Source organism: Mycobacterium rhizamassiliense (assembly GCF_900157375.1).
In the GTDB taxonomy this organism is placed as follows: domain Bacteria; phylum Actinomycetota; class Actinomycetes; order Mycobacteriales; family Mycobacteriaceae; genus Mycobacterium; species Mycobacterium rhizamassiliense.
The window spans coordinates 1358747-1381810 of record NZ_LT721901.1 but is presented as its reverse complement, the minus strand read 5'-3'; the positions used below and the strand labels follow the sequence as shown (position 1 = coordinate 1381810).

General features: G+C 69.4%; 21 protein-coding genes. 8 read left to right on the top strand and 13 right to left on the bottom strand.

From position 1 onward, the window contains the following. Positions 1-26: 26 nt before the first annotated feature. The 4 genes from MRAB57_RS06795 to MRAB57_RS06780 all read left to right on the top strand — a co-directional run bounded on the left by MRAB57_RS06795 (position 27) and on the right by MRAB57_RS06780 (position 4385). Entirely contained in the window at positions 27-971 is a 945-nt protein-coding gene (locus MRAB57_RS06795) for a LysR family transcriptional regulator (RefSeq protein ID WP_077086898.1), read from the top strand. Positions 972-1005: 34 nt separating this feature from the next. Beyond that, entirely contained in the window at positions 1006-1779 is a 774-nt protein-coding gene (locus MRAB57_RS06790; protein WP_077086897.1) for an SDR family oxidoreductase, read from the top strand. A 115-nt stretch (positions 1780-1894) separates the two neighbouring features. Continuing rightward, positions 1895-2986, top strand: a complete 1092-nt coding sequence (locus MRAB57_RS06785) for an acyl-CoA synthetase family protein (protein WP_077086896.1) — start codon at positions 1895-1897, stop codon at positions 2984-2986. 34 nt (positions 2987-3020) lie between these two features. Continuing rightward, positions 3021-4385 carry an aldehyde dehydrogenase family protein gene (locus MRAB57_RS06780; protein WP_077090428.1) on the top strand — a complete coding sequence of 455 codons (1365 nt, stop codon included), beginning with the start codon at positions 3021-3023 and terminating at the stop codon, positions 4383-4385. Here MRAB57_RS06780 and rpsR read toward each other — a convergent pair. From rpsR to rpmB, 4 genes are read right to left on the bottom strand one after another with little or no spacing between them, the layout of a single operon-like run. Further along, the gene (rpsR, locus tag MRAB57_RS06775; protein WP_077086895.1) at positions 4382-4630 is read right to left on the bottom strand and encodes a 30S ribosomal protein S18; all 249 of its coding nucleotides are present in this window, start codon (positions 4628-4630) and stop codon (positions 4382-4384) included. The genes MRAB57_RS06780 and rpsR overlap by 4 nt on opposite strands. Then, positions 4630-4935, bottom strand: a complete 306-nt coding sequence (rpsN, locus tag MRAB57_RS06770) for a 30S ribosomal protein S14 (protein WP_077086894.1) — start codon at positions 4933-4935, stop codon at positions 4630-4632. Before rpsN ends, rpsR begins: the two co-directional genes overlap by 1 nt. Beyond that, on the bottom strand, positions 4936-5100 hold the full coding sequence (gene rpmG / locus MRAB57_RS06765) for a 50S ribosomal protein L33 (RefSeq protein WP_077086893.1): 165 nt from the start codon (positions 5098-5100) through the stop codon (positions 4936-4938). Beyond that, positions 5100-5336 (bottom strand): 50S ribosomal protein L28, encoded by a 237-nt coding sequence (gene rpmB / locus MRAB57_RS06760; protein WP_077086892.1) that lies wholly within the window; start codon positions 5334-5336, stop codon positions 5100-5102. Before rpmB ends, rpmG begins: the two co-directional genes overlap by 1 nt. 112 nt (positions 5337-5448) lie before the next feature. Between rpmB and mrf the strand changes: the two genes are divergently transcribed. The 3 genes from mrf to MRAB57_RS06745 all read left to right on the top strand — a co-directional run bounded on the left by mrf (position 5449) and on the right by MRAB57_RS06745 (position 9214). Continuing rightward, positions 5449-6642: a ribosome hibernation factor-recruiting GTPase MRF gene (gene mrf, locus MRAB57_RS06755; RefSeq protein ID WP_077086891.1), complete on the top strand. Its 1194-nt coding sequence runs from the start codon at positions 5449-5451 to the stop codon at positions 6640-6642. Positions 6643-6764: 122 nt separating this feature from the next. After that, entirely contained in the window at positions 6765-7655 is an 891-nt protein-coding gene (locus MRAB57_RS06750) for an SDR family NAD(P)-dependent oxidoreductase (RefSeq protein ID WP_077086890.1), read from the top strand. Beyond that, a complete protein-coding gene (locus MRAB57_RS06745) occupies positions 7652-9214 on the top strand; it encodes an AMP-binding protein (RefSeq protein WP_077086889.1) in 1563 nt (520 codons plus the stop codon). The genes MRAB57_RS06750 and MRAB57_RS06745 overlap by 4 nt, the downstream gene beginning before the upstream one ends. A 5-nt stretch (positions 9215-9219) precedes the next feature. Here MRAB57_RS06745 and MRAB57_RS06740 read toward each other — a convergent pair whose 3' ends face one another. The 3 genes from MRAB57_RS06740 to MRAB57_RS06730 all read right to left on the bottom strand — a co-directional run bounded on the left by MRAB57_RS06740 (position 9220) and on the right by MRAB57_RS06730 (position 15039). Further along, positions 9220-14049 carry a cation-translocating P-type ATPase gene (locus MRAB57_RS06740; protein ID WP_077086888.1) on the bottom strand — a complete coding sequence of 1610 codons (4830 nt, stop codon included), beginning with the start codon at positions 14047-14049 and terminating at the stop codon, positions 9220-9222. 353 nt (positions 14050-14402) lie between these two features. Then, on the bottom strand, positions 14403-14627 hold the full coding sequence (locus MRAB57_RS06735) for a hypothetical protein (RefSeq protein WP_077086887.1): 225 nt from the start codon (positions 14625-14627) through the stop codon (positions 14403-14405). Between the two features lie 43 nt (positions 14628-14670). Beyond that, the gene (locus MRAB57_RS06730; RefSeq protein WP_077086886.1) at positions 14671-15039 is read right to left on the bottom strand and encodes a nuclear transport factor 2 family protein; all 369 of its coding nucleotides are present in this window, start codon (positions 15037-15039) and stop codon (positions 14671-14673) included. 65 nt (positions 15040-15104) lie between these two features. On the opposite strand from MRAB57_RS06730, the gene MRAB57_RS06725 reads away from it, so the two are divergent. Then, the gene (locus MRAB57_RS06725; RefSeq protein ID WP_077086885.1) at positions 15105-15575 is read left to right on the top strand and encodes an SRPBCC family protein; all 471 of its coding nucleotides are present in this window, start codon (positions 15105-15107) and stop codon (positions 15573-15575) included. Positions 15576-15598: 23 nt separating this feature from the next. Here the strand turns inward: MRAB57_RS06725 and MRAB57_RS06720 are convergent, their stop codons facing one another. From MRAB57_RS06720 to MRAB57_RS06695, 6 genes are read right to left on the bottom strand one after another with little or no spacing between them, the layout of a single operon-like run. After that, complete coding sequence (locus MRAB57_RS06720; protein WP_077086884.1) at positions 15599-16759, bottom strand: NDMA-dependent alcohol dehydrogenase; 1161 nt, start codon at positions 16757-16759, stop codon at positions 15599-15601. Between the two features lie 37 nt (positions 16760-16796). Continuing rightward, on the bottom strand, positions 16797-18269 hold the full coding sequence (locus tag MRAB57_RS06715) for an AMP-binding protein (protein ID WP_173813909.1): 1473 nt from the start codon (positions 18267-18269) through the stop codon (positions 16797-16799). Next, positions 18266-19048: an SDR family NAD(P)-dependent oxidoreductase gene (locus tag MRAB57_RS06710; protein ID WP_083743315.1), complete on the bottom strand. Its 783-nt coding sequence runs from the start codon at positions 19046-19048 to the stop codon at positions 18266-18268. Before MRAB57_RS06710 ends, MRAB57_RS06715 begins: the two co-directional genes overlap by 4 nt. Beyond that, positions 19041-20642 (bottom strand): AMP-binding protein, encoded by a 1602-nt coding sequence (locus MRAB57_RS06705; protein ID WP_077086882.1) that lies wholly within the window; start codon positions 20640-20642, stop codon positions 19041-19043. The genes MRAB57_RS06710 and MRAB57_RS06705 overlap by 8 nt, the downstream gene beginning before the upstream one ends. Beyond that, positions 20635-21375: a GntR family transcriptional regulator gene (locus MRAB57_RS06700; RefSeq protein ID WP_077086881.1), complete on the bottom strand. Its 741-nt coding sequence runs from the start codon at positions 21373-21375 to the stop codon at positions 20635-20637. The genes MRAB57_RS06705 and MRAB57_RS06700 overlap by 8 nt, the downstream gene beginning before the upstream one ends. Then, positions 21375-22985 carry an SMP-30/gluconolactonase/LRE family protein gene (locus tag MRAB57_RS06695; RefSeq protein ID WP_077086880.1) on the bottom strand — a complete coding sequence of 537 codons (1611 nt, stop codon included), beginning with the start codon at positions 22983-22985 and terminating at the stop codon, positions 21375-21377. The genes MRAB57_RS06700 and MRAB57_RS06695 overlap by 1 nt, the downstream gene beginning before the upstream one ends. Positions 22986-23064: the final 79 nt, after the last annotated feature.

Genomic DNA, 23064 nt, shown 5'->3' with positions numbered 1-23064 from the left:
TGAAATGAATATTTAGTATTGATGTCATGCTTTCCACGCATATCGACCGGGTGGACCTGAACCTGCTCCCGCCGCTGGTGGCGCTGCTGGAGGAGCGCCACGTCTCGCGCGCGGCCGGTCGCCTCGCGCTCAGTCAGCCCGCGATGAGCCGCGCGCTGCAGCGGCTGCGCCGGCATTTCGGCGACGAGTTGTTGGTCCGCGGGCCCGACGGCTACTCGCTGACCCCGCGCGCCGAGCGTCTCCGTGCCCAACTGGCAACGGTGGTAACGGAACTCGACCAACTGTTCGCCAGCGAGAGCTTCGACCCGGCCACCACTGCGCAGTCGTTTCGCCTGGCCGTCAGCGACTACACCGTCTCGGCGTTCGGTCCCGCGCTGGTGCGCCAGATCCTGAAGCGGGCGCCGAATTCGACGGTGGCATGCGAGGCGCTCGATGCGCGCGCATTCGACAAGCTCGACGCCGGGACGCTCGACCTAGCGGTCTACGGCCGCCCGGTGCCCGAAAGATACAGCGGCCAACACCTTTTCACCGATTCGTTCGTCTGCGTGGTGGCCGCCGAGCATCCGCTGGCCCAGCGCACGTCGGTTACGCTGGCGCAGTATCTGCGCTGGCCTCATCTGAGCATCGACATCGGCCAGCCCGGCCTGGACGGGCTGCTCGAGGCGCGCGATATCGTCCGGCGCGTCGCGGTCGTGATGCCGTATCACGTCTCGGGACCCGGCATCCTGCCCGGGACCGACCTGATCCTGACCGTTCCGAGCCGGCTCGTGTCGCAGCTCGACTCGGGCCGCACCAAGGTGCTCGACGCGCCACGCGAGCTCGGCGACGTCGCGTTCTACGCTGTTTGGCATCCGCGCGTCGACAACGATCCCTCGCACAGGTGGTTGCGCGAGATCGTGCGCGGCGCCGCCGGGCCGGGGCGCCGCGCGGCGAAAGATCACACGCGTCCCACGGACGGCGCACAGACCTGACAGGGTGGGGAAACCGCAACAAAGGAGGACAGCGATGCAGATGACGGGCAATACCGTATTGGTCACTGGTGGTGGCACCGGAATCGGCCGCGGTTTGGCGGAATCGTTGCATCGACTCGGCAACCACGTAGTGATCGCGGGCCGCCGTCGTGAGCTGCTGCGGGCGGTCGCGGAGGCCAACCCGGGCATCGATTACCTGCCGCTCGATCAATCCGACGCGGCCGACGTCAGGCGATTCGCCGTCGAGCTGACAGACCGCTATCCGAATTTCAACGTCCTGGTCAACAACGCCGGGACGCAGCGCGTCGAGGACTTCACCGCCAGCAACGTCGACCTCGCCGAGCAGAGCATCGCGATCAATCTGATGGGCCCGATCCGGCTCATCTCGACATTGCTCCCGGCGCTGTTGCGGAAGCCGCGCGCGGCGATCCTCAACGTGACGTCGGGCCTGGGATTCATGCCCAGCGCGCTCACTCCCACCTATTGCGCCTCCAAAGCGGCGCTGCACTCCTACACCGAGTCGCTGCGCTTCCAGCTTCGCGACACCGCGGTCCAGGTGATCGAAGTCATCCCGCCGCATGTGCAAACCGGATTGCAGGGCGAGCGTGGCTTTGACCCGCGGGCGATGCCGCTGGACGACTACGTCGCCGAGACGATGGCCTTGTTGCAGTCGCAGCCCGACGCCGCCGAAATCGTGGTGGAACGCGTCAAGGCTTTCCGGTACGCCGAACGCGACGGCACCTATCACGACATCTATCCCGTGTTCAACGAGGCGATCACGGCCTGGCTGCGCAGCAGGGGCAGCTGAAAGCCGCGCTGTCACACAGAATTCGCTCCGGCATATGCCAACGTTCAGTGTCTGTATGCCCAATGGACCGCGAGCCGATTGCCCGGCCGGACCGGCATGCGACAGGATCGGTGGCATGGCCGCCATCGATTTCTCGCTGCTGGATGTCCCGAGATCGGCTCCGATCGACGACCCCGAGGCCTATCTGCGTGCGGCGATCGCGTGGCATTTCGGCGAGGACACGGGCTCGGCGTTTTGGTTGCGCACCGCGGCGTCGCTGGACTTCGACCCGCTGACCGAGGTCAACACGTTCGCGGATTTGCGGTTGTTTCCCAATCTGCTCACCGAGCTGCGCACCGTGCCGGTCGAGGATTTGATACCGCGCGGCTACGGCTCGCCGCCCCCGGTGCCGCAGATCTTCGAATCCGGCGGCACCACCGGGGCACCGAAACGCACTGCGCAGCTTCCGGATTGGGTCGCGCAGGTCATCGAATGGCAAACCGAGGACTTCGCCACCGGCGGCTTCCAGCAAGGCAAGGGCTTCCTGTGCCTGATGCCGAGCGGCCCACACGGGGTCGGCTACTTCTCGCGGCTCGTCTCCGAGCGGCTCGGCTCGGCGTTCCACGCGATCGACATCGATCCCCGCTGGGTCAAGAAGATCGCCGCACGCAACGCGGCGGGGGAGGTGGCGGCTTATCTCGACCACGTCCTCGCGCAGGCCGTGCATGTCCTGCAGACCCAGAACGTGGCCAACCTGCATGCCACGCCGCCGATGCTGGAGGCGATCGCCCGCAACGACGACCTGGTGGATCTGGTGAACGCAAAGATCCGCTACCTGTTGCTGTCCGGCGCGCATGTGGACGCCGACACGCTGGACCTGCTGCGCGGCATCTTCGGCAAGACGACGATCACGATGGCCTTCGGGAGCACGATGATCCTCTCGCAGGCGGTCACCCGGATCGACGGCGACGAGTTCGTCTTCGACCCCCGGACGCCCTACGTCGTGTTCTGGGTGATCGACCCGGATACCGGGCAGCAGGTGCCCTACGGCGAGCTCGGCCAGGTGGTGATGAACCACATCAGCAGGGGCATGTTCCTGCCCAACAACTTAGAGCGCGACATGGCGATCCGGATGCCCGGGCCGATGCCGGAGTTCAGCGATTCGGTCAGCGCGGTGCGCCCGGTCGCCACCTTCGAGGGCGAGGCCGTCATCGAGGGCGTGTACTGAGATGTCGGCCGAAACGCCTTCGGTCGCAGCGGATCTGATCGGCATCGATGCGCTCGGCTCCGACGGTCCGTATCGCACCCGCAACCGCGAGGTCATCCTGAGCACCGCGGGCGTTCCGGTCGGCGAGCTGAGTATCGTTCCGCCGCTGTATGTTTCGCGCACCATCGGCGCGCAGCGCAAGGTCCGGCCGTTGCCGCTCGCCCGGCGCGAGGCTGCGCTGGCCGAGGCGGCGCACCTGTTCGCGACCTCGGTCATCGGTGGCCTGGACTTCGACGGCTATGTGGAACTGGTCAGCCGGATCTCGGGGCTACCGATCGCGGTGACCCGCGCCGGCGCCCGCAGCGTGGCCGACGCCGTCGCCCATGCGGTCGACGCCGTGCGCCCGGCCCGCCCGGTGGGCGCGGCGCTGGACTGGCGCGAGGAGCGCACCCGCGACGGCGCCGCGATCTGGGCCCGCCGCGGTGAGGTGTTCGCCGTGCACGCCGCCGGCAACGGCCCGGGCGTACACGGCCTATGGCCGCAGGCGCTCGCGCTGGGCTACCGGGTCGCCGTACGACCGTCGCGGCGCGAGCCCCTGACCGGGCACCGGCTGGTGAACGCGTTGCGCCAGGCTGGGTTTCGCGACGAGGACGCGGTCTACCTGCCGACGGACCACGCCGGCGCGGACGAGATCATCCGGTCGGCCGACCTCGCGATGGTGTATGGCGGCCAGGACGTGGTGGACAAATACGCCGGCGACCCGACCGTGGTGGTGAACGGGCCCGGCCGCACCAAGATCCTGATCACCGCCGACCGCGACTGGCGCGACTACCTCGATCTCATCGTCGACTCGATCGCGAATCTCGGTGGCATGGCGTGTGTCAACACCACCGCGGTGCTCTACGAGGGCGACCCTGCTCCGCTCGCCGCGGCCATCGCCGAGCGGTTGGCCGCGATCGAACCGCTGACTTCCGAGGACGAGCGCGCGATCCTGCCCACCCAACCCATCGAGAAGGCCCGGGCGCTCGCCGACCACCTGGCGCTCAAGGCCGCGGGCAGCACCGCACTGCTGGGCGCGGATCAGGTCGTCGCGCCGCTGGGCGACGGCTATGCCGCGCTGCGGCCGGGGGTGCATCTGCTGGCCGAACCCGACACCGACAAGCTCAACGTCGAGCTGCCCTTCCCCTGCGTGTGGGTGTCTGCATGGTCGCGCGCGAGAGGCCTGGCTCCGCTGCGGAACTCGTTGGTAATAAACGCGATTAGCGGCGACGACGACCTGATCGACGATCTACTGGCCGAGCCGACGATCGCCAACGTGTACCGGGGCAACCACCCGACGTATTACGGTGCGCCCGAGATCCCGCACGAAGGATTCCTGGCGGACGTCCTGATGCGCAACAAGGGCTTCATCAGGGACTAGCCCGAACGGATGTAAGGCAGCAGCGCCATCTCGCGGGCGTTCCTGATCGCCGTGGCCACCTGTCGCTGCTGCCGAACCGTCAGCCCGGTGACGCGGCGAGACCGGATCTTGCCGCGCTCGGAGATGAACATCCGCAGCGTGGCGGTGTCCTTGTAGTCGACGTACGTCATGCCCAGGCTCTTCAGCAGGTTACGCTTCTTCGCAGTTGGCGGGGTTTGGTTGGGGCGCTTCGTTTTAGGGGCCATTACCAGCTCGCCTTGCGTACGCCCGGAAGTCGGCCCTGATGGGCGAGTTCGCGCATCCGCACCCGTGACAGGCCGAACTTGCGCAGATGCCCGCGTGGGCGACCGTCGACCGCGTCGCGGTTGCGCAGCCGCACCGGGCTGGCGTCGCGGGGCTGACGGGCGATCGCCCGCTGCGCGTCCAGCCGTTGGTCGGGCGTGCTGGCCGGTGACCGGATGATCTCCTTGAGCTCGGCGCGCTGCTCCGCATACCGCGCCACCACCGCGCGCCGCCGGTCGTTGCAGACGATTTTGGATTTCTTGGCCATTCAGCGTTCCTCCCGGAACTCGACGTGGCGGCGCACCACCGGGTCGTACTTCCGCAGCGTGAGCCGGTCCGGGTCGTTGCGGCGGTTCTTGCGGGTGATGTAGGTGTAGCCGGTGCCCGCGGTGGAGCGCAGCTTGACGATGGGGCGAATATCGGTGCGCGCCATCAGATATCGGCACCCTCTCGGCGCAGGCGGGCGACCACGGCCTCGATGCCGTCGCGGTCGATGACCTTGATGCCCTTGGCGCTCACCCGCAGGGTGACGCGACGGCCCTGCGACGGCAGGTAATACGTCTTGGTCTGGATGTTGGGTGACCACCTGCGGCGGGTGCGGCGGTGCGAGTGTGACACCGCGTTACCGAATCCCACAGTGCGGCCGGTGACTTGGCAGCGCGCGGACATGACGCTCTCCCCTCGATGGCTCGCGCTTATTGAAAATCGTTTTCGACAACGACCGTCACGGACTGTACCGTGAGTGAGGCATTAATGAAAACCATTTTCAAAAAGGAGTGGGATGCGGACTCCCGTAGTGCTGGTGTCGGGCGAGGGCGACACCGACGCGGTGACGGGCGCGCTGCTGCGCCAGCCGGGCACCATTGTCGTCGAGCACCGGTTCGACGGTCACGTCGTGCGGCGGACCACGATCACCTGGCGCGACGGGGAACTGGCCGTCACCGAGGACGCGCTGGAGCTGGCACACGGCTGCGTCGCCTGCACGGTGCGTAACGACCTGCTGGTGCTGCTGCGCACACTGCACCGCCGTGACGACGTCGACCGCATCGTCGTGCACCTGGCGCCATGGCTCGAGCCGGAACCCATCTGCGTGGCGATCAACCACGTCCAGGTTCACGTCGGTTCCGGCCACCCCGACGGCCCCGCGGCCCTGGACGTGGCGATCACCGGGGTGATCACCTGTGTCGACTCACGCCATTGGCTGACCCGGGTGCTCGGGGACGACGGCCTCGCCGACGGCCGCACCGTGGCCCAGGTCGTCGTCGGGCAGGCCGAATTCGCCGACGTCGTGGTGCTGACCCGCCCGGAACCGGTGACGCTGGCGGTGCTGCGCCGGCTCGCTCCCCGGGCGCGGATCACGGTCGGGATCGACCGCGTCGAGATGGCGCTCGCCAACCTGGAGGACGATTCGCGGCGCGGCCGCAGCGATCATCCGCACGGCTGGCTGCTGGCGGGCGTGCCGCCGCTGGGCGCCGACGGCATGGTGCGGATCGTCGAATTCAACGCGCGGCGGCCCTTTCACCCCGAGCGCCTGCACGCCGCGGTGGACCTGCTGCTGGCCGGGGTGGTGCGCGCCCGCGGCCGGCTGTGGCTGGCCAACCGGCCCGACCAGGTCATGTGGCTGGAATCCGCGGGCGGCGGCCTGCGGGTTGCCTGTGCCGGCAAGTGGCTGGCGGCCATGACCGCCGCGGAGGCGGCCACCGCCGACGCCGAACGGCGCCTCTTCGCGGAGCTGCAGTGGGAGTACCGATTCGGTGACCGGCACACCGCGATGACCGTGCTGGTCTGCGGCGCCGAACCCGCCCCGATCCTCGACGCGCTGAACGGCGCGCTGCTGACCGACCGGGAGCTGGCCGTGCCCCAGGAGTGGCGCGGATACCAAGACCCGTTCGGGGACTGGCATCAAGACCCGTGCGACGAAGCGTCCGATTTCGAAGAGGTTTCGCCGGAGCGCGACGGCCGCTCCGAACACTGACCGGACGGGTCGCCGGGGCCGGGTGCTCGGGCTGTAAGCCTGTTCTGGTAGCTGTAGGTTACGAGTCGAGTAGCGTTGGGAAAGCAGCGTTCTTTGGCATACCCGTTCGGTGGGGTGTGAGAGTGAACCTAATAGCAAGGGCCTTTGACAAGGTCACTGATGTCTTGGCGAATCCGGGGCGGTCGTCGGATCCGGATGCATTGCGTGCCGCCGTCTGCGGCAAGACGGTGCTGGTGACCGGCGCGTCCTACGGGATAGGCGAGGCGACCGCCCGCAAGCTGGCCGCGGCGGGAGCAGCGGTGATCGTCGTTGCCCGCTCGGCGGAGAAGCTGGACGACCTCGCGGCGGCGATCAACGCCGGCGGTGGCCGGGCGACCGCCTACCCGACGGATCTCGCCGACGAGGCCGCCGTCAACGTGTTGACCAAGCAGATCACCGAAAACCACGGCCCGCTCGACATCGTGGTCAGCAACGCGGGCAAGTCGTTGCGACGGTCGCTGCACGACCAATACGACCGCCCGCACGACTTCCAGCGCACCATCGACATCAACTACCTGGGGCCCATCTGGCTGCTGCTGGGCCTGCTGCCGGCCATGCGCGAAAGCGGCGGCGGGCACGTCGTGAACGTGTCGAGTGTCGGCGTGCGGGTGGTGCCGGGTCCGCAGTGGGGCGCCTACCAGGCGTCCAAGGGCGCGTTCGATCGCTGGCTGCGCAGTGTTGCGCCCGAACTGCATGCCGACGCCGTCGACGTCACCTCCGTGTACTTCGCGCTGGTGCGCACCCGGATGATCGAGCCGACGCCGGTGCTGGGCCGGCTGCCCGGACTGTCGGCCGACGAGGCCGCCGACGCGATCGCCAAGGCGATCATCGAGCGGCCCCGTAGCATCGAACCGCCCTGGATGTTCCCGGCCGAGGTGGCTTCGGTGCTGCTGGCCGGCCCCGCCGACCGCGCGGCCCGGCTGTGGCACCGGCGGTTCTTCGCCACTGCCGACGAGCAAAAGGACGCGCGGTGACCGACGGCGTGGCCGCGACGACGGCCAGGGCGCTGGCATCGTCGCGGCTGCTGGGCCCGCCCGGCCCGGTGGCGGTGGCGCGGCTGCTGCGCGAGGTGGTTCGCGGCGGCACCAATCTCTACACCCTGCTGGCCGTCGCGGCCGCCCGCTGGCCGCAACGCACCGCGATCGTCGACGACGACGGCGCCATCACCTACCGCGAGTTGCAGGCCAAGACCGAGGCGCTGGCAAGCGAACTCGTCGACGCGGGTGTCGGGCGGGGGCAGGCGGTCGGGGTCATGTGCCGCAACGGCCGTGGCTTTGCGGCGTCCGCGTTCGCCGCCGCATTGGTCGGCGCCGACGTGGTGTTGGTGAGCACGGAGTTTCGCACCGATTCCCTTGCCGCGGCGTTGGATTCGCATCAGATCACCGCGGTGGTGTGCGACGACGAGTTCGCCGAGCAGGTGCGGGGCGCCGGCGACTCGGTGCGGCTCATCGACCCTGCGGCTGTGCCGGACGGCCCGGTCAAGAAGCGGCCCAAGGTGGTCGCCTCCGGGCGACTCGTGCTGCTGACGTCGGGCACCACCGGTGTGCCCAAGGGCGCGCCGCGCACGCCCCGGATCAGCACGGGGCTGGGCGTCGGCATGACGCTTCTGGAACGCACCCAGTTGCGTACCGGTTCACGAATTGCTTTGGCAACACCGATGTTCCACGGACTCGGGTTCGGCATCATGACGCTCGCCGTCAGCCTGGGCGCCACGATGCTCACACATCGGTGCTTTGACGCCGAGGAGACACTCGCCCAGGCGTCGCTGCAGCGCGCCGACGCGATGAGCGCCGTCCCGATCATGCTGGCCCGGATTTTGGATCTGCCGCAGCGGGTCCGGTCGCGAAACCCGGTGGGCTCGCTGAAGGTCGTGATCTCCAGCGGGGACCGGCTGGATCCGAGCCTGGCGCGGCGGTTCATGGAGGAATACGGCGACGTCCTCTACAACCTCTACGGCTCCACCGAGGTCGGTATCGGTTCGCTGGCAACACCTTTGGAGCTGCGCCACGCCCCCGAGACGGTGGGGCGGCCCATCGCGGGATGCCCGCTGCGCATACTTGACAAGACCGGCCGCCCCGTCGGGCCGCGGGTGACCGGCCGCATCTTCGTCGGCGGTGCGCTGGGCTCGGACGGCTACACCGGCGGGGGCGGCAAGGCGACCGTCGACGGCTTCACCAGCACCGGTGACATGGGTTATCTGGACAATGCGGGCCGGCTGTACATCGTCGGCCGCGAGGACGACATGATCGTCTCGGGCGGCGAGAACGTCTATCCGCGGGCGCTGGAGAACGCGCTCTCGGCGCACCCCGACGTCGCCGAGACCGCGGTGGTCGGGGTACCCGACGAGCAGTTCGGTCGTCGGCTCGCGGCGTTCGTGGTGCCGCGGCCGAGCGGTGACGTCAACGAGTCGGTGCTGCGAGAGTACTTGAAGGGCAAGGTTTCCCGCTTCGAGCAGCCCCGGGACATCCGCATCGTCGACAGTATCCCGCGCAACCCCGCGGGCAAAGTCCTCCGCAAGGAGCTCGCAACCTAGGCCGCTCAGTCCTCTTCTTCGGGCTGGATGGCGCCGATCGCCTTGTTCAGCCAGTTGGGCGCCAGCACCGAGATCGCGGTGGCGCCCGCCGTCGCCCCCATCACGCCCGACCAGGCGACAGGGCCCAGCGGTGTGCACCCGAAGAACTGACTGATCACCGGCGTCTGCACGATGCCGACCAGCACGCCCGCGCTGCCCAGCGCGGTGGCCACGACAAGCGGGCTGTGCGCGCGGGTCAGCAACGTCTGCGCCAGCTGGGTCGTCACCAGCGCGGTCAATCCCATTGTCGCCGTGCGACGCTCGCTGCCGGGCGTGTAGCGACCGATCGCCCAGGCCGTCGTCGCACCCGCGGCCGTGACGGCGCCGCGGCTGACGATCTGGCGCATCAACGGGGCGTCCAGCGACGGCGTCGGCCCGGTCAGCACCTCGAGCCGGTGCCGGGCGCGGGCCTCCTCGGCGGCCTCCTCGCTTTCGTACTCGCTCTCGTCGGGCTCGACGTACTGCGACGTGACGGCGACCGCGAGCGCGGGGAACATGTCGGTGAGCAGGTTGACCAGCAGCAGCTGGCGCGTGCCGACCGGCGCGCGGCCCTGCCCGAACGCCGTCCCGATGATCGTGAAGAGCACCTCGCCCACGTTGCCGCCGACCAAGATCGTCACCGCGTCGCGCACGCCCGCCCACATGCTGCGGCCCTCGACCAACGCGTCCAGCAACACGCTGAGATCGCGGTCGGTCAGGACGATGTCGGCCGCGCCGCGGGCAGCCGACGAACCGCGACCGCTGACGCCGATGCCCACGTCGGCCATCCGGATCGCGGCCGCGTCGTTGGCGCCGTCGCCCACCATCGCGGTCACCCGGCCGTTGCGCTGCAGGGCGGCCACGATCTGCACCTTCTGCTCCGGACTGACGCGGGCGAACACCTGAACGCCCGCAACGAGTTTGGCGCAGGCGTCCTCGTCCAGGCCGGTGAGCTCGGCGCCGGTCACGACCCGGGCGTCTTCCAGGCCGAGCTGGCGGGCGATCGCACGCGCGGTAATGGGGTGGTCCCCGGTGATCAGCACGACGTTGCGGTCGGCGTCCACGAGTGCCTCGATCAGTGGCCGCGACGACGCGCGCGCGGTGTCCGCCAATCCGATGTAGCCGAGCAGTTCGAGCTCCTGTGCGGTGGCGTCGACCGCGTCGGCGTCGGTGTCCTCGTCGTGCTTGGTCCCGTTGGGCCAGGGTCGCTGCGCGACGGCCAGCACCCGCAGGCCCTGCTCGGCGAGGCTGCGCACCAACGCTTCCGCGTGTTGCATGTCGCCGTCCGGGTCGTCGAATCGGCAGCGGGGCAGCACCACCTCGGGAGCGCCCTTGAGCATCAACACCGGCGCACCGGAGCCGGAGCTCAGGGTGCCGATCGAGGCCGCGAAGCCGCGACTGGACTCGAACGGCACCTCGGCGAGCACCGTCCAGCCCGAATCATCCTGAGTGATAAGCGAACTGGCCCCGGTCAGGATTGCCTCGTCGGTGGCGTGCGCGTGACCCTGGCCCTGCTGGGGCTGGGTGGACGCCCACGCGGCCGCCCGCAGCACGGCGGCGGATTGCGGGTCGGAGAGCTCCGGGAAGGAGTCCTGTGGGCTGGTCGTGTGCGGTATGGCGCACACGACGCGCAGCCGGTTCTCGGTCAGGGTCCCGGTCTTGTCGAAACATATTGTGTCGACCCGGCCCAACGCCTCGATGGTGCGCGGCGAACGGACCAGCACCCCGCGCTCCGTGAGGCGCTGGGCGGCGGCGAGCTGAGACAGCGTGGCCACCAACGGCAGCCCCTCCGGGACGGCCGCCACCGCGATCGCGACGCCGTCGGCGACGGCCTGCCGCAGGGTGGCGCGGCGCAGCAGCGCCAATACGCTCACCGCGGCACCGCCGGTCAGCGTCAGCGGAAGGACCTTATTGGTGAGCTCCTTGAGGCGAGCCTGCACACCAGCGGCCGTCTCGACGGTCGCGACGGCCGAGATCGCCCGGTGCGCAGCGGTGTTGACGCCGGTGGCCACGACGATCGCCCGCGCGTGGCCCGCGACGATCGTGCTGCCCTCGAACAGCATGCTCGCGCGGTCGGGGTCGTTGACCGCGACGGGGTCCACCTGCTTGTCCACCGGCAGCGACTCGCCGGTCAGTAGCGACTCGTCGACCTCGAGGTCCTCGGCGACGAGCAGCCGGGCGTCGGCCGGGACCACCTCGGGGGCGGCCAGGTCGATGATGTCGCCGGGCCGTAGCGACTTGGCCGACACGGTGGCCGTGCGGGTGGCGTGCTGCGCGGCCTCCAGCCGGCGTCGTGTCGTGGCCACCGCGGGCACGACGACGCGGCGCACCAGCTGGTCCTGTTCGGCGAACAGCTCGGCGGCGGCCGCCTCGGCGCGAAGGCGTTGTGTCCCACCGGTTATCGCGTTGACGGTCATCACGCCGGCGACCAACAGCGCGTCGATGTTGCTGCCGACGATCGCCGACGCGGCCGCGCCCACGGCCAGGATCGGGGTCAGCGGGTCGGCCAGCTCGACCCGGGTGGCCGAAGCCAGTCGCGCCAGGTTGTTGGCCGGGCCGCGCAGCGGTGCCAGCGCCGGGCTGTAGGTCAGGTCGTCGAGGCGGCGCCGCCAGGACGGCGCGCCGGTCTCCACGGCCAGCGGCCGCGCACCGCCGGCAAGCCGCGAGAAGACGATCTCGGGGTCGAGCGCGTGCCAGGCGGTCAGCGGCTGCGGGGTGGGGTCGGGCAGCCGCAGCACCCGGGTGGCCGAAAAGCTCCCGGTGACAAGGGCGGTGGCCGCGGCCGTGTTGACGGGGTTCAGCCAGCGGCGGAAGCTCACCGGGCTGCTCGGGCGCTCCTGTTCGCTGCCGGTCACCAGTAGCAGCCCCGCCAGCGTGGTGCCGCCCTGGGCCAGGCGCACGGCGGATTCGCTCGCCGAGCGGGCGACCGGGATCGCCGACAGGATCCGCACCGCGTCGGCCAGGTCGGTGCCGGTGATGATGTCGGCCGTCCATGCCGTCGCCGCGCGCGGATCATCCAGGGCCACAGCGACATCGGCGATGGCGAGAGCGGCCAGCGTGTCGGTGGACGCGAAATCGCGATGCAGCGCGGTGATCAGCAGCACCGGCCCGCGATCGGTGCGCAACTCGCGCACCAGGTTCAGCAGTGGGGTGCCGGGGGGATGCGTCGCGCCGACGCTGGCGGTCAGGTCTTCGGTGCCGGCCACGTGGCGCAACACCACCCGGGCGCCCGTGCGGTTCGCGGTCTGCAGCAGCGGGATCGCGTACGGGTCGACCTCCCAGCCCACCTCGACCCGGCCGACGCATTCGCCGTCGACCATCAGGTCGGCACTTTCCAGTCCCTGCGCGGGAGTGGCCGAGGAGCCTTGCGACGGAACCCATTTCAGTCGCGCACCGGTGGCGGGCAGCTCGTCGGGGTCGGGTTCGGGCGCTTCCTCGCCGTGCAGCAGCGCGTCGGCGACCTCGTAGACGCGGTCGTCGTCCCAGCCGGGCGCGTCCCCGAGCGATTGCAGCACCGCGCGGTGGTCACCGCGCAGGGCGGCGCCGTCGATGACGACCACCTTGACGCGGTCCAGGCGGCGCAGCGCGCCCGGGTCGAGCACCAGCTGCCCGGCGTTGGCGAGTCCGCGGCCGAGAACCGCCGCGAATGCCTGACGGCCCATGTGCGCGGCCCGCGGCACCCCGGCTTCGATTGCGGCAGCGGCATCTTCGGTGCCGCCGCCGGCGACCAATGCGCTCACCGCGGCGATCAGCGAGCCGTTCGCCGCCGAGTCGACGTAGCTTTCCACCGGGCCGGCCATCGAGCCCTTCGCCGTGTCCATGGCCGCGTCGACCGCCCCACCGACGACGACGTGCGAGGCCTCGCCGGCCGCCGCGGCCGCCCAGCTGTGCCGCGGCAGTTCGGATTTGGCCGACGAGATCACCGGTACCACCGGGGCCTGTGGCCGGTCGGGCGACGCCAGCTGCGGCTCGCGATCGCGCCAGACGCGACGGTGTGCGGTCGCCTCCGAGATCTGCAGCGTGCGCTGGGTGAAATCGAGCATCGGGGTGCCCCACGCCTGGGTGAGGCCGTTCGCCGCGGCGGTGGTCGCGGCAAGCGCGATATCGGCGCCCACCCGGCCCAGGCGATTCTCCAGGATCGACACCATGCGCGGTTGGTGGTTGATGAGGGCGGCCGCGGCCCGGGTGGTCTGTGGCGCCGCCGGCAGGCGGGTGACCCACCCGGTGAAGGCGGCGCTCATGGCGACGAAATCCATGGCTGCCGCGGTGAGCGGCACCAGCACCGCCAGCGGGTTGCCGGGGTCGGCGAACGGCACCGAGCGCGGCGCCGAGTCCGACGTCGCCGAAGCCAGGTCGGTCACCAGGGCGGCAACCGTCGACCGCACCTCGTCCAGCACCGCGCCGTCGTCGACGTCGTCGTCCAGCTCGACCACCAGGCGGCCCAACGAGCCCTCGACGTGGGCCGTGGCGACACCCGAAATGCGGCGCACCGGCTCCTCGACGACCGCTGAGTATTCGTGCCAGCGCGGAAACGGCAACAGGGGATCCAGGTCCAGGTGCACGCGGCGGCCGCTTTGCCAGCGCACCGGGGGCAGGACCACGTCGGGCGAGCCGTCGGCGGAGGTGTTCATCCCGAGCGCCCGGCCGGTCGAATCGGCCATCGACTGCACCACGGGCCCGGCTAGCTCGACGACGGGGCTGGTCAGTAGCTGCACCGCTCCAGCGGCGCTCGCCGCAGTGGACACGCCCGCACGCACTATTTGGGCGGCTCCGCCGGTGACACCAGCGACGACGCTGGATACACCCGGAATCCTCATTCAGTCACCCTTCAACAACCTCTACCGTGCCCAATGATCCCGGCGTCTCACGAACCTGTCCACAGATGCGCCAGTGGGCAGGCCCCGCAATGACATCGGTGGCTGCGGGTGCTTGGCGGTTCGCAACGGCGAACGCGCGGTCGCTTTCCATGATGGCTTACCGGCGGGGCGGCGATCCAAACGTGCTGATCAGCGTTCGCGCGCCCAGCAGGATCGACGAACGGAGACGCCGCGGCGACCGAACGGTTTCGCCCGATTGACCGAAATTACGGCGCGGCCGCCCGATAAACAGAAATGCGCGGTAGCCGACACTGACGGCTACTCGCGCATTATTGGGCGAGGAAAGAATTCGGTTACAGGATTCGGTGGTGCGCCCTGTCGACCTGGTAACCGGCCGGGAATGACTTCTCGATGACCTGCAGCCGGTGGTCGACCCGGGACTCCAGCTCGAGCACTACGCAGCTGTCGCCGAGGGATTTCGACTCGAGAACTATGTACCGCTGACCACAATCGGTGATCGGGTCGCCCGAGTGCAATTTCTCGACCGACACCGACTCCGGAGTTGCATCTGCCTCCATGCAACACACGGTAGGTCAATTCCGGGGGTGAGGGAATAGACCGCTATCCGGCGGCCTGCCGCTGTTTGAAGAACACGCTGACCCGAGAGATCAGGCCATCGGCGTCCCGCTCGAAGAGGATGCATTCGGGCCACGTGGTCGCGACGTCGTCGATCTCGAACGTTTCGGACAGCTCCGCGTACGACACCCGGGAGTCGACGTGCGAGACCCGCTGCACCTGCAACCGGTGGCCCTTGAGGTTGGTGCAGACCTTGCGCAGGTAGGCGACGTAGTGGGCCTTGCCCTCGACGACATCACAGAACGGGCCCTCGCGGGTCAGGCCCTCCTCGGCGATGGTGTCGGCCAGTCCGTCCCAATCGTGAGCGGCCAGGCATTCCAGGTAGCGTTCGACCACTTGACCTTGCGTGCCCATATCTTCTCCACTCGCTTCTGGGTCCACGGTAAGCGTCGCAGCGCCGCCGGGCTAGGTTCTCTGCTATGAGCTTGTGGACCGCGCACTCCGAACACGCGCTCTCAGAAGACGTGCCCGCTCCGCCGGACGCGGTGCGCGACTTCTACGTGGATTTGGACAACATCAAACTCGTGCACCCTTTGATCGTGTCCGTAGAGCGGCTCGAGCGCAGCGAAACGCCGGACGGCTACCGGCAGAGCTACCGGGTGGTCGATCGAATTCCGCTGGGACCCTTCAGCATGCAGATCACCTACCAGGCATGCCTGCATGTCCGCCATAGCGGATACGTGCTCACCGAGGCCGACCAATCCCCCGGGGTGCGCCTGCGCGGAATGGTGAGCTTCGAACCGATCCAGGAGCCGGTGGTCGGCACCCGGCTCACCGAGCGAATCCGGATATCGGCACCCCGCCTGTTGGCCCCGATGACCAGGCGCATGGGAGTCAAGGCCCACATCGCGATGTTGGCTGGAATCCGGCGCCACTTCGAATCCGGCTGAGCCGCCGCGAATTCGGGGGGCCGTCAGGCTCCGGCGAAATCGATCACGCCGCGGATGTTGCGGCCTTCCCGCAGGTCTGTCATCGCCTCGTTGATCTGGTCGAGCTGATAGTGGCGGGTGACCAGCTCGTCGAGCTTGACCGCGCCGGCCTGGTACAGCGACAACAGCATCGGCACGCTGGTACGCGGATTCATCCCGCCGTACAGCGCTCCCCGCAGTTGTTTGGCCGACAGCGTCATCTCCTGCAGCACCAATGGAACCGGGGGCTCGGTGAAGGGGGTGATGCCGGTGAGCACGCACACCCCACCCTTGCGCAGCAGCGTCAGCGCCAGCGGGATCAGGTCCACGTGCACCACGCCGGGGCAGATCACGACGCGATCGGCCATCAGGCCGGCGGTGATCTCCCGGACCATCGGGATGGCTTCGGCCGCGGAGGCGGCGCTGTGTGTGGCACCGAAGATCTTGGCCGAATCCCGCTTGGACTCAACCGGATCCACGGCGACGACATATTTCGCACCGACGGCGCGCGCACCTTGTAGGGCGTTCATCCCGACACCACCGGCGCCGATGACGACGACGGTGTCGCCGGGTTCGGTGCCTGCCGAGATCGTCGCTGAACCCCAGCCGGTGCTGACCCCGCACGACACGAGCGAGGCGGCGTGGAACGGGATCGCGTCGTCGATCTTGATGACGGACCTTTCCGAGAGCACCGCGTATTCGGCGAACGTGCCGAGCTGCCCATAGGCCAACAGGTCTTCGTCGCCCAGGTGCCGGCGGCACGTGCCGTCGGTGGGCATCTCCCGGACGAACAGGCTCGCGCCGATGTCGCAGATGTAGCTCTGCCCGTTGACGCAGAACCGGCAATTGCCGCACGCCGGAATGAACGACAGCGCCACGTGGTCGCCCGGCTGCACCGACGTCACGCCGGGCCCGACTTCTTCGACGACACCCGCACCTTCGTGACCGCCGAGCAGCGGGAACCAGTCCGGTGCCGGCTGGCCGCTGGCGGCGACCGCCTCGGGGGTCGGGACCACGTCGCCGGTGAACAGGTGGTCGTCGGAGTGGCAGATTCCGGCGACGGCCATCCGCACCATGACCTCGCCCGCGTGGGGCGGGTCCAGCTCGATCTCGCGGATCTCCCAGTCCTCGCCAACCCCGCGGATGACAGCGGCACGACATTTCATTTGCGACCTCCCTTGATTCCTTGTGGCATGGCGGGTTTCAGCGCGCCAGGCTCGCGCGCAGTTCCCGCTTGAGCACCTTGCCGTAGCTGTTCTTCGGTAGCTCGTCGACGAATTCGTAGCGCTTGGGCCGTTTGAAGCGGGCGATCCGCTGCAGCAGATGCGCGTCCAGCGCCGCGGGATCGACCGCGCCGACGATGAACGCGACCACGATCTCGCCCCACTCGGCGTCGGGTGTGCCGACCACGCAGGCCTCCGCGACGCCGGGATGCTCGAGCAGCACCTCCTCCACCTCGCGGGGGTAGACGTTGCTACCGCCGCTGATGACGACGTCTTTCGAGCGGTCCCGCAGCGTGAGAAAGCCGCGGGCGTCGAACGAGCCCATGTCGCCGGTGTAGAGCCAGCCGTCCTTGAGCGTGGCGCGCGTCGCGTCGGGGTTCTGCCAGTACCCGGACATGACCGCGTCACCGCTGCAGACGATCTCGCCGATTTCGCCCAGCGGCGCCGGCTGACCGTCCGCCTGCAGCACCGCGACCTCCATTCCGGACCGCGCGTAGCCCACCGAGCCCAGGATCGCCTCGTCGTCGGATTCGTGTTCGGCACAACGTAATCCGGTGATGGTCATCGGGGACTCGCCCTGCCCGTAGATCTGGGCGAAGATCGGTCCGAATGCCGAAATCGCCTTGCGCAGGCTTTCGACGTACATCGGCCCGCCGCCGTAGACGATGGTCTTGAGGTTGGCCGGGCGCGAGCGGCCCGTGTCGACGAGCCGCTGCACCATCGTCGGGGCCAGGAACGCGCTGGCGGTCGGGTGTTGCCCGCAGAGATCGAGGAACTCGTCGGGATCGAATGCGCCCGAGGCGGGCAGGATTTGGCGGGCACCGCGCAGCACGTAGGGCAGGATGTAGAGTCCGGAGCCGTGTGACATCGGGGCCGCGTGCACCAGGCTGCAGTTCTCGTCCGGCGCGTCGATGTCGGCGAGGTGCGCGACCGCCATCGCGGTGAGGTTGCGGTGCGACAGCATCGCGCCCTTCGAGCGGCCGGTGGTCCCGCTGGTGTAGAACAGCCACGCCAGGGTCGACGGGTCGGTGCGCGGCGGCGCCGACGGGTCGGCGGCGAATCGTTGCGAATAGCCCTCGGAGTCAATGATTTCCGTGCACACGGTGGTGATCGGCGCGAGCTCGGCGCCGATGGCCGACGAGGCGAACACCCGCGCCGCGCCCGCATCCTCTAGGATCTGCGCCATCTCCCGCGGGTGCAGCTTGTAGTTGAGCGGTACGACGACGCATTCCGCGGCCCAGGTCGCGAACATCAATTCGATGATCTCGGGGCGGTTGTGCGTCGCGATCGCGATGCGCGCGCCGGCGTCGTGCTGCTGCCGGATCGACGCGGCCAACCGTAATGCGCGGTCGCGCAGCTCAACCCAGGTGCACAAGCGGCGGTCCCCGAGATACACGGCGTCGTGGTCGGGGAACCGGCTCGCGGCCGCGTCGAGCAACGCGAACAGATTCATCGCTGGATCCACTGCGATTCGAGCGCGAACTCGGACAGGTACTTCGTCGAACTCCAGCCGCCGTCGACGACGATCGTTTGGCCGTTGATGAAGCTTCCGCCCGGTGAGCACAAAAAGGCGACGGTGCTGGCGATGTCGTCGATGCGGCCCAGCCGCTGGTGCGGCGTCATTTCGGTGTTGATCTTGCGGAATCGCTCGTCCTCCAGGCGCTTCTCGACCATCGGCGTGACCGTGACCCCGGGAGCGACGGCGTTGCAGCGGATGCCGGACGCGCCGTACTGGCAGGCGATGTGGGTGGTCAGTGCGGTCAGCCCACCCTTGGCGGCGGAGTAGGCGCCGCCGCGCAGGCCGCCGACGACCGCGAAGGTCGAGGTCACGTTGATGATGGCCGAGCCGGGCGCCATGTGCGGCAGTACCTCGCGCGCCAGCCGAAACGGTGCCCGCAGCATCAAACCCAGGAAGTAGTCCAGGGTTTCGTCGTCGGTCTCGTGCAGCGGCTTGGGGCTGCCGACGCCGGCATTGTTGATCAGGAAGTCGATGTGGCCCCACCGCTCGACCGCGAGGTCAACGATGCGCCGCGGGGCGTCGTCGTCGGTGAGGTCGACGGCGAGGGTGGCGACGCGGTCCGGGTCGTTGACCGCACTTTCGAGCTCGGCCAGCCGCTCGGTGTCGCGGCCCGTGCCGAGCACCGCCATGCCCATCTCGGCGAGCTTTGTCGCACAGCCCAATCCGATGCCGCTGCTTGCTCCCGTGACGATTGCGACCTGCATCTCACCCATCCTTCGTCGACGTCTGCATCAAGGCCGCTCGAATCCGATGCTTGAGTATCTTCCCCGCATCGTTGCGCGGCAGCGCATCGGTGATCACGACCTGTTCTGGTGCCTTGAATTTGGCGACGCCCTTGCTCACCAACAGGGCGAGCAGGCTCGCGACGTCCGGGTGCGCCGCGCCCGCGGGGACGATCACCGCACAGGCCCGTTCCCCGGTGCGGTCGTCGGGCAGCCCCACCACCGCGACCTCGGCGATGCCGGGGTGGTCGGCGAGCAGGTCCTCGACCTCCTTGGCCGAGATGTTCTCGCCGCTGCGGATGATCACATCCTTGGCGCGGCCGGTCACGACGAGGTACTTGCCGTCTACCCAGCGACCCAGGTCGCCGGTGCGGAAAAAGCCCTCGGCATCGAACGAATCGTCTTCTGGATGCCGGTAGCCCAGCAGCATCTGCGGCCCGCGCACGCAGATCTCCCCGTCACCGGCGGGCGCGGAGTCGTGTGCGGCGAGCTTGATCTCGGCGACGCCGGGCCTGCCGTCGGTGTCCGCCGCGTACCCGGCCTCGTCCGGCCCGGGTGCGCCGACGGTGGCGACGGGCACCTCCGTGCAGCCGTACACCCGGGTGACCACCGCGCGGTCGAAATATGCCGTGGCCCGGCGGATCAGCGTCGGCGACACCGACGCGCCGCCGCAGATGAACACCTTCAGGTCGGGCAGTCGGGTCTCGGCGTGCTCGGCGGCGGACAGCAGCTGCTGCAGAAAGGGCGTGGCCCCGGCCATGTGAGTGCACCGCTCGGCGTTCATCAGCGCGACGGCCCGCGCCGGCTCCCACCGGTCCATCAACACCGCGGTCGTGCCCAGCAGCAGCGGGCATTCGAACGCGTAGATCGAGCCGCCGATGTGGGCGACCGGCGACGGCACCAGGAACGTGTCGCCGGGGTCGATCGCCCAGTGGTCGCGGATCTGGCAGATCAGCGCGTGGATCGAATTATGGCTGTGCAGGACGCCTTTCGGGCGGCTCGTGGTGCCGGACGTGTACAGGATCATCCGCACCGCGTCGGGATCCAACGCGGGCAGGCTGACGCCCGTCGGCGGCCGTTCCAGCAGCGCCCGGTAACCGGTGTGCGAACCGGCGGTTTCGGAGCCGCGCAGCACCACCACCTCGGGCGGCCGGTCCATCGTGGCGGTCACCCGGTCGAGCATCGCCACGTAGTCGTGGCTGCCGTGTTGGTGCGGGACGAAAACCATTGCGGTCCCGGCGTCTTCGAGGATGAGGCGCAGGTCGTGGTCGCGCAGCGACGGCAGGATCGGGTTGACCACCAGGCCGGCCAGCGTCGCGGCCAGGTAGATGACGGCGCTTTCGTGCCAGTTCGGCAGCATGAACGACACGACGCTGCCCGGCGGGATACGCGCCGCGAGGGCGGCGGCCAGCGCGCCGGCCTGCGCGTAAAGCGAGGCGCAGTCCAGCCGAATGTCGTTGTCCACCAATACGGTTCGGTCGGGCGTTTCGCCGGCGGCCGCGCGCAATGAATCGGCCAGCGTGCTGGTCGTCCACAGGCCGCGCCGGTACGCCTCCGGCGCGTGCGTGGGCGCTGCCTTATTCATCCACGCGGCGCATGGTCATGGCGTACCGGAACCGCGACGACAGGTGGGTGTTGATCGTCAGCTGAGCGACCTCGCCGTCGGAGGTGGTGTAGATGCGCCGCATCTGCAGCGCGGCCGTCCCGGCAGCGACGCCCAGGCCGTCGGCCAGCTCCGGCGAAAGCAGGACGGCCGCGATCTCCTGATGCAACTGGGCGACGCTGACGCCGAACAGGTCCTCGATCAACGGGAAGATCGGGCCGGCGTGGCGTTGCAGCAGCCTGCCGACGGCCGCGAAGCTCCGGCTGATGTAGTACTCCGTGCGGCACAACGGCACCGAGGCGCCGTCGGCCTGCCGGAAGCCGCGTACCGATAGCCACTGGCTGCCGACCTCGAGCCCGGTCCGGGCGGCGAGCTCGTCGTCGATCGTCACCATCGCGTTGGACTCGATGGTCAGCTGCGCGCCGGCCGCGAACGCGAGCAGGTCCTCGATCGACATCGCGTCCTGCGCATAGGAACTCGTCGCGGGCCGGGGGACGACGCGGGTGCCCGCCCGCGGCCGCGACGCGACCAGGTTGTCCTCGCGCAGCCGGCGTAGCGCTTCGCGGACGGTGTAGCGGCTCACCGCGAAGCGCTCGCACAGCTGGTGCTCGGTCGGCAGCTGGGAGCCCACCGGGTACACGCCGTCGACTATCTCCTTGCGCAGCGTGCGCGCGATCTGCAGGTAGCGGTGGTCGCCCGTGATGGCCTGGGACATCAGCCGCCGCCCGCGGTCTGGCGCAGCGCCAACACGCTGCCGTCACCGTCGGCCGAGATGTACAGGGTTCCGTCGGCGGCGGCGGTGATGCCGGCGAAGGGGCCCTGCGGCCCGGAGAACGGCGGCATCCCCAGCAGCGGCTTGGGGGTCACCCCGGGCGGCGGACCGACCGGCAGCCCGGAGGCGATCGTCTGCCGCACCTTGGTGTCCAGGTCGAACGCGATCAGTTCCTTGGCGCCGGCGTCGACGACGTAGAGCACGCCGCCCCGGACCAGAATGCCTTGCGGGCGTTGCAGATCGGCGATGACGGTGTCGACACCCGATCCGTTGACTCGGAGCACCCGCCCGGCGCCGGCCTCGGCCACCAGGACCGCCCCGTCCGCATCGACCGCGACGCCGACCGGATCGCTCAGGCCGGCCGCCAGCTCCTCGACGCCGCCGGAGCGCAGCGACAGCACCCGCCCGGTGCCGAGCTCGGCGAACACCACCCCGTCGGGGCTCAGGGCGACACCGTAGAGCTGGTCGAAACCGTCGGCCAGCACCTTGGTTTCGCTGGCCTCGGGGCGATAGCGGCCGACCTGGCCGCCCGACGTCGTGACGACGAACTCGCCGGGCCCGCTGGCCGCGAGGCCACGCAGGAAGCCCGGATAGCCGGGGCTGAACAGCATTCCCGCGGTGTGCAGGGATCCGTCGGGCATGGCCACATAGAAGTACGTGCCGTCGGCGATGTAGAGCTGACCGTCGTGGCCCACGGCCAGGTCCATCGGCCAGTTGAGCCCGCCCGCCAGCACGGATTGTGTTGTGCCATTGGGCGATATCTCGGTGATCTCGCCGGTGAAGTTGGACACGTACAGCCGGTCGCCGACGAAGGTGCAGTTGTCCAGGCCCGGATTCAGCTGGGCGAGCAGGCGCTGTTCGCCGCTGCGCGGATCGATGCGCAGCACCTGCCCGCTGGCCACCTGCGTCGAGACGATGTAGCCCTGTGCGTCGAACTTGACCGAGTCGGGCACACCGAGACCGCTTGCGACGCACTGTGACTCGCCGCCGTCGGGGTCGATGCGCCAGATCTCGTTGGCGCCCATCACCGGGAAGTACAGCAGGCCGTCCGGACCCACCTCCATCGCGTTCGGTGACGGCACGTTCTCCAACAGCACCCGGGGCGGCCCGCCCGCCAGGTCGAATTCCAGCAGCCGGCCGCCCTCCCGGCATTCGCCGATGAACAGCCGCCCCTGGTGGAAGGTGATGCCGTTGGCCGAAGGCACGTCGTCGCGCAGCACCCGCGTGCGGCCGCCGGTGTCGCGCACGCTGACCCGGCCGTCCATCACCTCGGTCGCGTACAGGTTGCCGCTGGGGTCGAACGCGACGTCGTCGGGCGCCACGATGTCGCCGCCCTTGGGGCTGGCGGTCACCACCTCCCCGGTGCGGGGGTCGAGCGCGCTGATCTGGCTGCCGGTGACCTGGGCGATGTAGATACGACCGTCCGGCCCGGTGCGCAGGCCGTTGGCGCCGAAGAGCCGGCTGGGCGCGGTGACCCGCTGGACCTCCCAGCCCTGCGCGACGTCGATTGGATGCGCCACTGGGTACCGCGATGGCTGCGCAGAGATGGCCATGAGTCGCCGGGGGTCCTTCCGTCGGCCGTTTGGGCTGAGACGTTATCAACTCGACCTAGTCCAGACAATAGGATGGCAT

Excerpts from the sequence above, each read along its gene's own strand:
- MRAB57_RS06795 (WP_077086898.1), top strand. The coding sequence starts at position 27 with ATGCTTTCCACGCATATCGACCGGGTGGACCTGAACCTGCTCCCGCCG.
- MRAB57_RS06790 (WP_077086897.1), top strand. The coding sequence starts at position 1,006 with ATGCAGATGACGGGCAATACCGTATTGGTCACTGGTGGTGGCACCGGA.
- MRAB57_RS06785 (WP_077086896.1), top strand. The coding sequence starts at position 1,895 with ATGGCCGCCATCGATTTCTCGCTGCTGGATGTCCCGAGATCGGCTCCG.
- rpsR (WP_077086895.1), bottom strand. The coding sequence starts at position 4,630 with ATGGCCCCTAAAACGAAGCGCCCCAACCAAACCCCGCCAACTGCGAAG.
- rpsN (WP_077086894.1), bottom strand. The coding sequence starts at position 4,935 with ATGGCCAAGAAATCCAAAATCGTCTGCAACGACCGGCGGCGCGCGGTG.
- rpmG (WP_077086893.1), bottom strand. The coding sequence starts at position 5,100 with ATGGCGCGCACCGATATTCGCCCCATCGTCAAGCTGCGCTCCACCGCG.
- rpmB (WP_077086892.1), bottom strand. The coding sequence starts at position 5,336 with ATGTCCGCGCGCTGCCAAGTCACCGGCCGCACTGTGGGATTCGGTAAC.
- mrf (WP_077086891.1), top strand. The coding sequence starts at position 5,449 with ATGCGGACTCCCGTAGTGCTGGTGTCGGGCGAGGGCGACACCGACGCG.
- MRAB57_RS06740 (WP_077086888.1), bottom strand. The coding sequence starts at position 14,049 with ATGAGGATTCCGGGTGTATCCAGCGTCGTCGCTGGTGTCACCGGCGGA.
- MRAB57_RS06735 (WP_077086887.1), bottom strand. The coding sequence starts at position 14,627 with ATGGAGGCAGATGCAACTCCGGAGTCGGTGTCGGTCGAGAAATTGCAC.
- MRAB57_RS06730 (WP_077086886.1), bottom strand. The coding sequence starts at position 15,039 with ATGGGCACGCAAGGTCAAGTGGTCGAACGCTACCTGGAATGCCTGGCC.
- MRAB57_RS06725 (WP_077086885.1), top strand. The coding sequence starts at position 15,105 with ATGAGCTTGTGGACCGCGCACTCCGAACACGCGCTCTCAGAAGACGTG.
- MRAB57_RS06720 (WP_077086884.1), bottom strand. The coding sequence starts at position 16,759 with ATGAAATGTCGTGCCGCTGTCATCCGCGGGGTTGGCGAGGACTGGGAG.
- MRAB57_RS06715 (WP_173813909.1), bottom strand. The coding sequence starts at position 18,269 with ATGAATCTGTTCGCGTTGCTCGACGCGGCCGCGAGCCGGTTCCCCGAC.
- MRAB57_RS06710 (WP_083743315.1), bottom strand. The coding sequence starts at position 19,048 with ATGGGTGAGATGCAGGTCGCAATCGTCACGGGAGCAAGCAGCGGCATC.
- MRAB57_RS06705 (WP_077086882.1), bottom strand. The coding sequence starts at position 20,642 with ATGAATAAGGCAGCGCCCACGCACGCGCCGGAGGCGTACCGGCGCGGC.
- MRAB57_RS06700 (WP_077086881.1), bottom strand. The coding sequence starts at position 21,375 with ATGTCCCAGGCCATCACGGGCGACCACCGCTACCTGCAGATCGCGCGC.
- MRAB57_RS06695 (WP_077086880.1), bottom strand. The coding sequence starts at position 22,985 with ATGGCCATCTCTGCGCAGCCATCGCGGTACCCAGTGGCGCATCCAATC.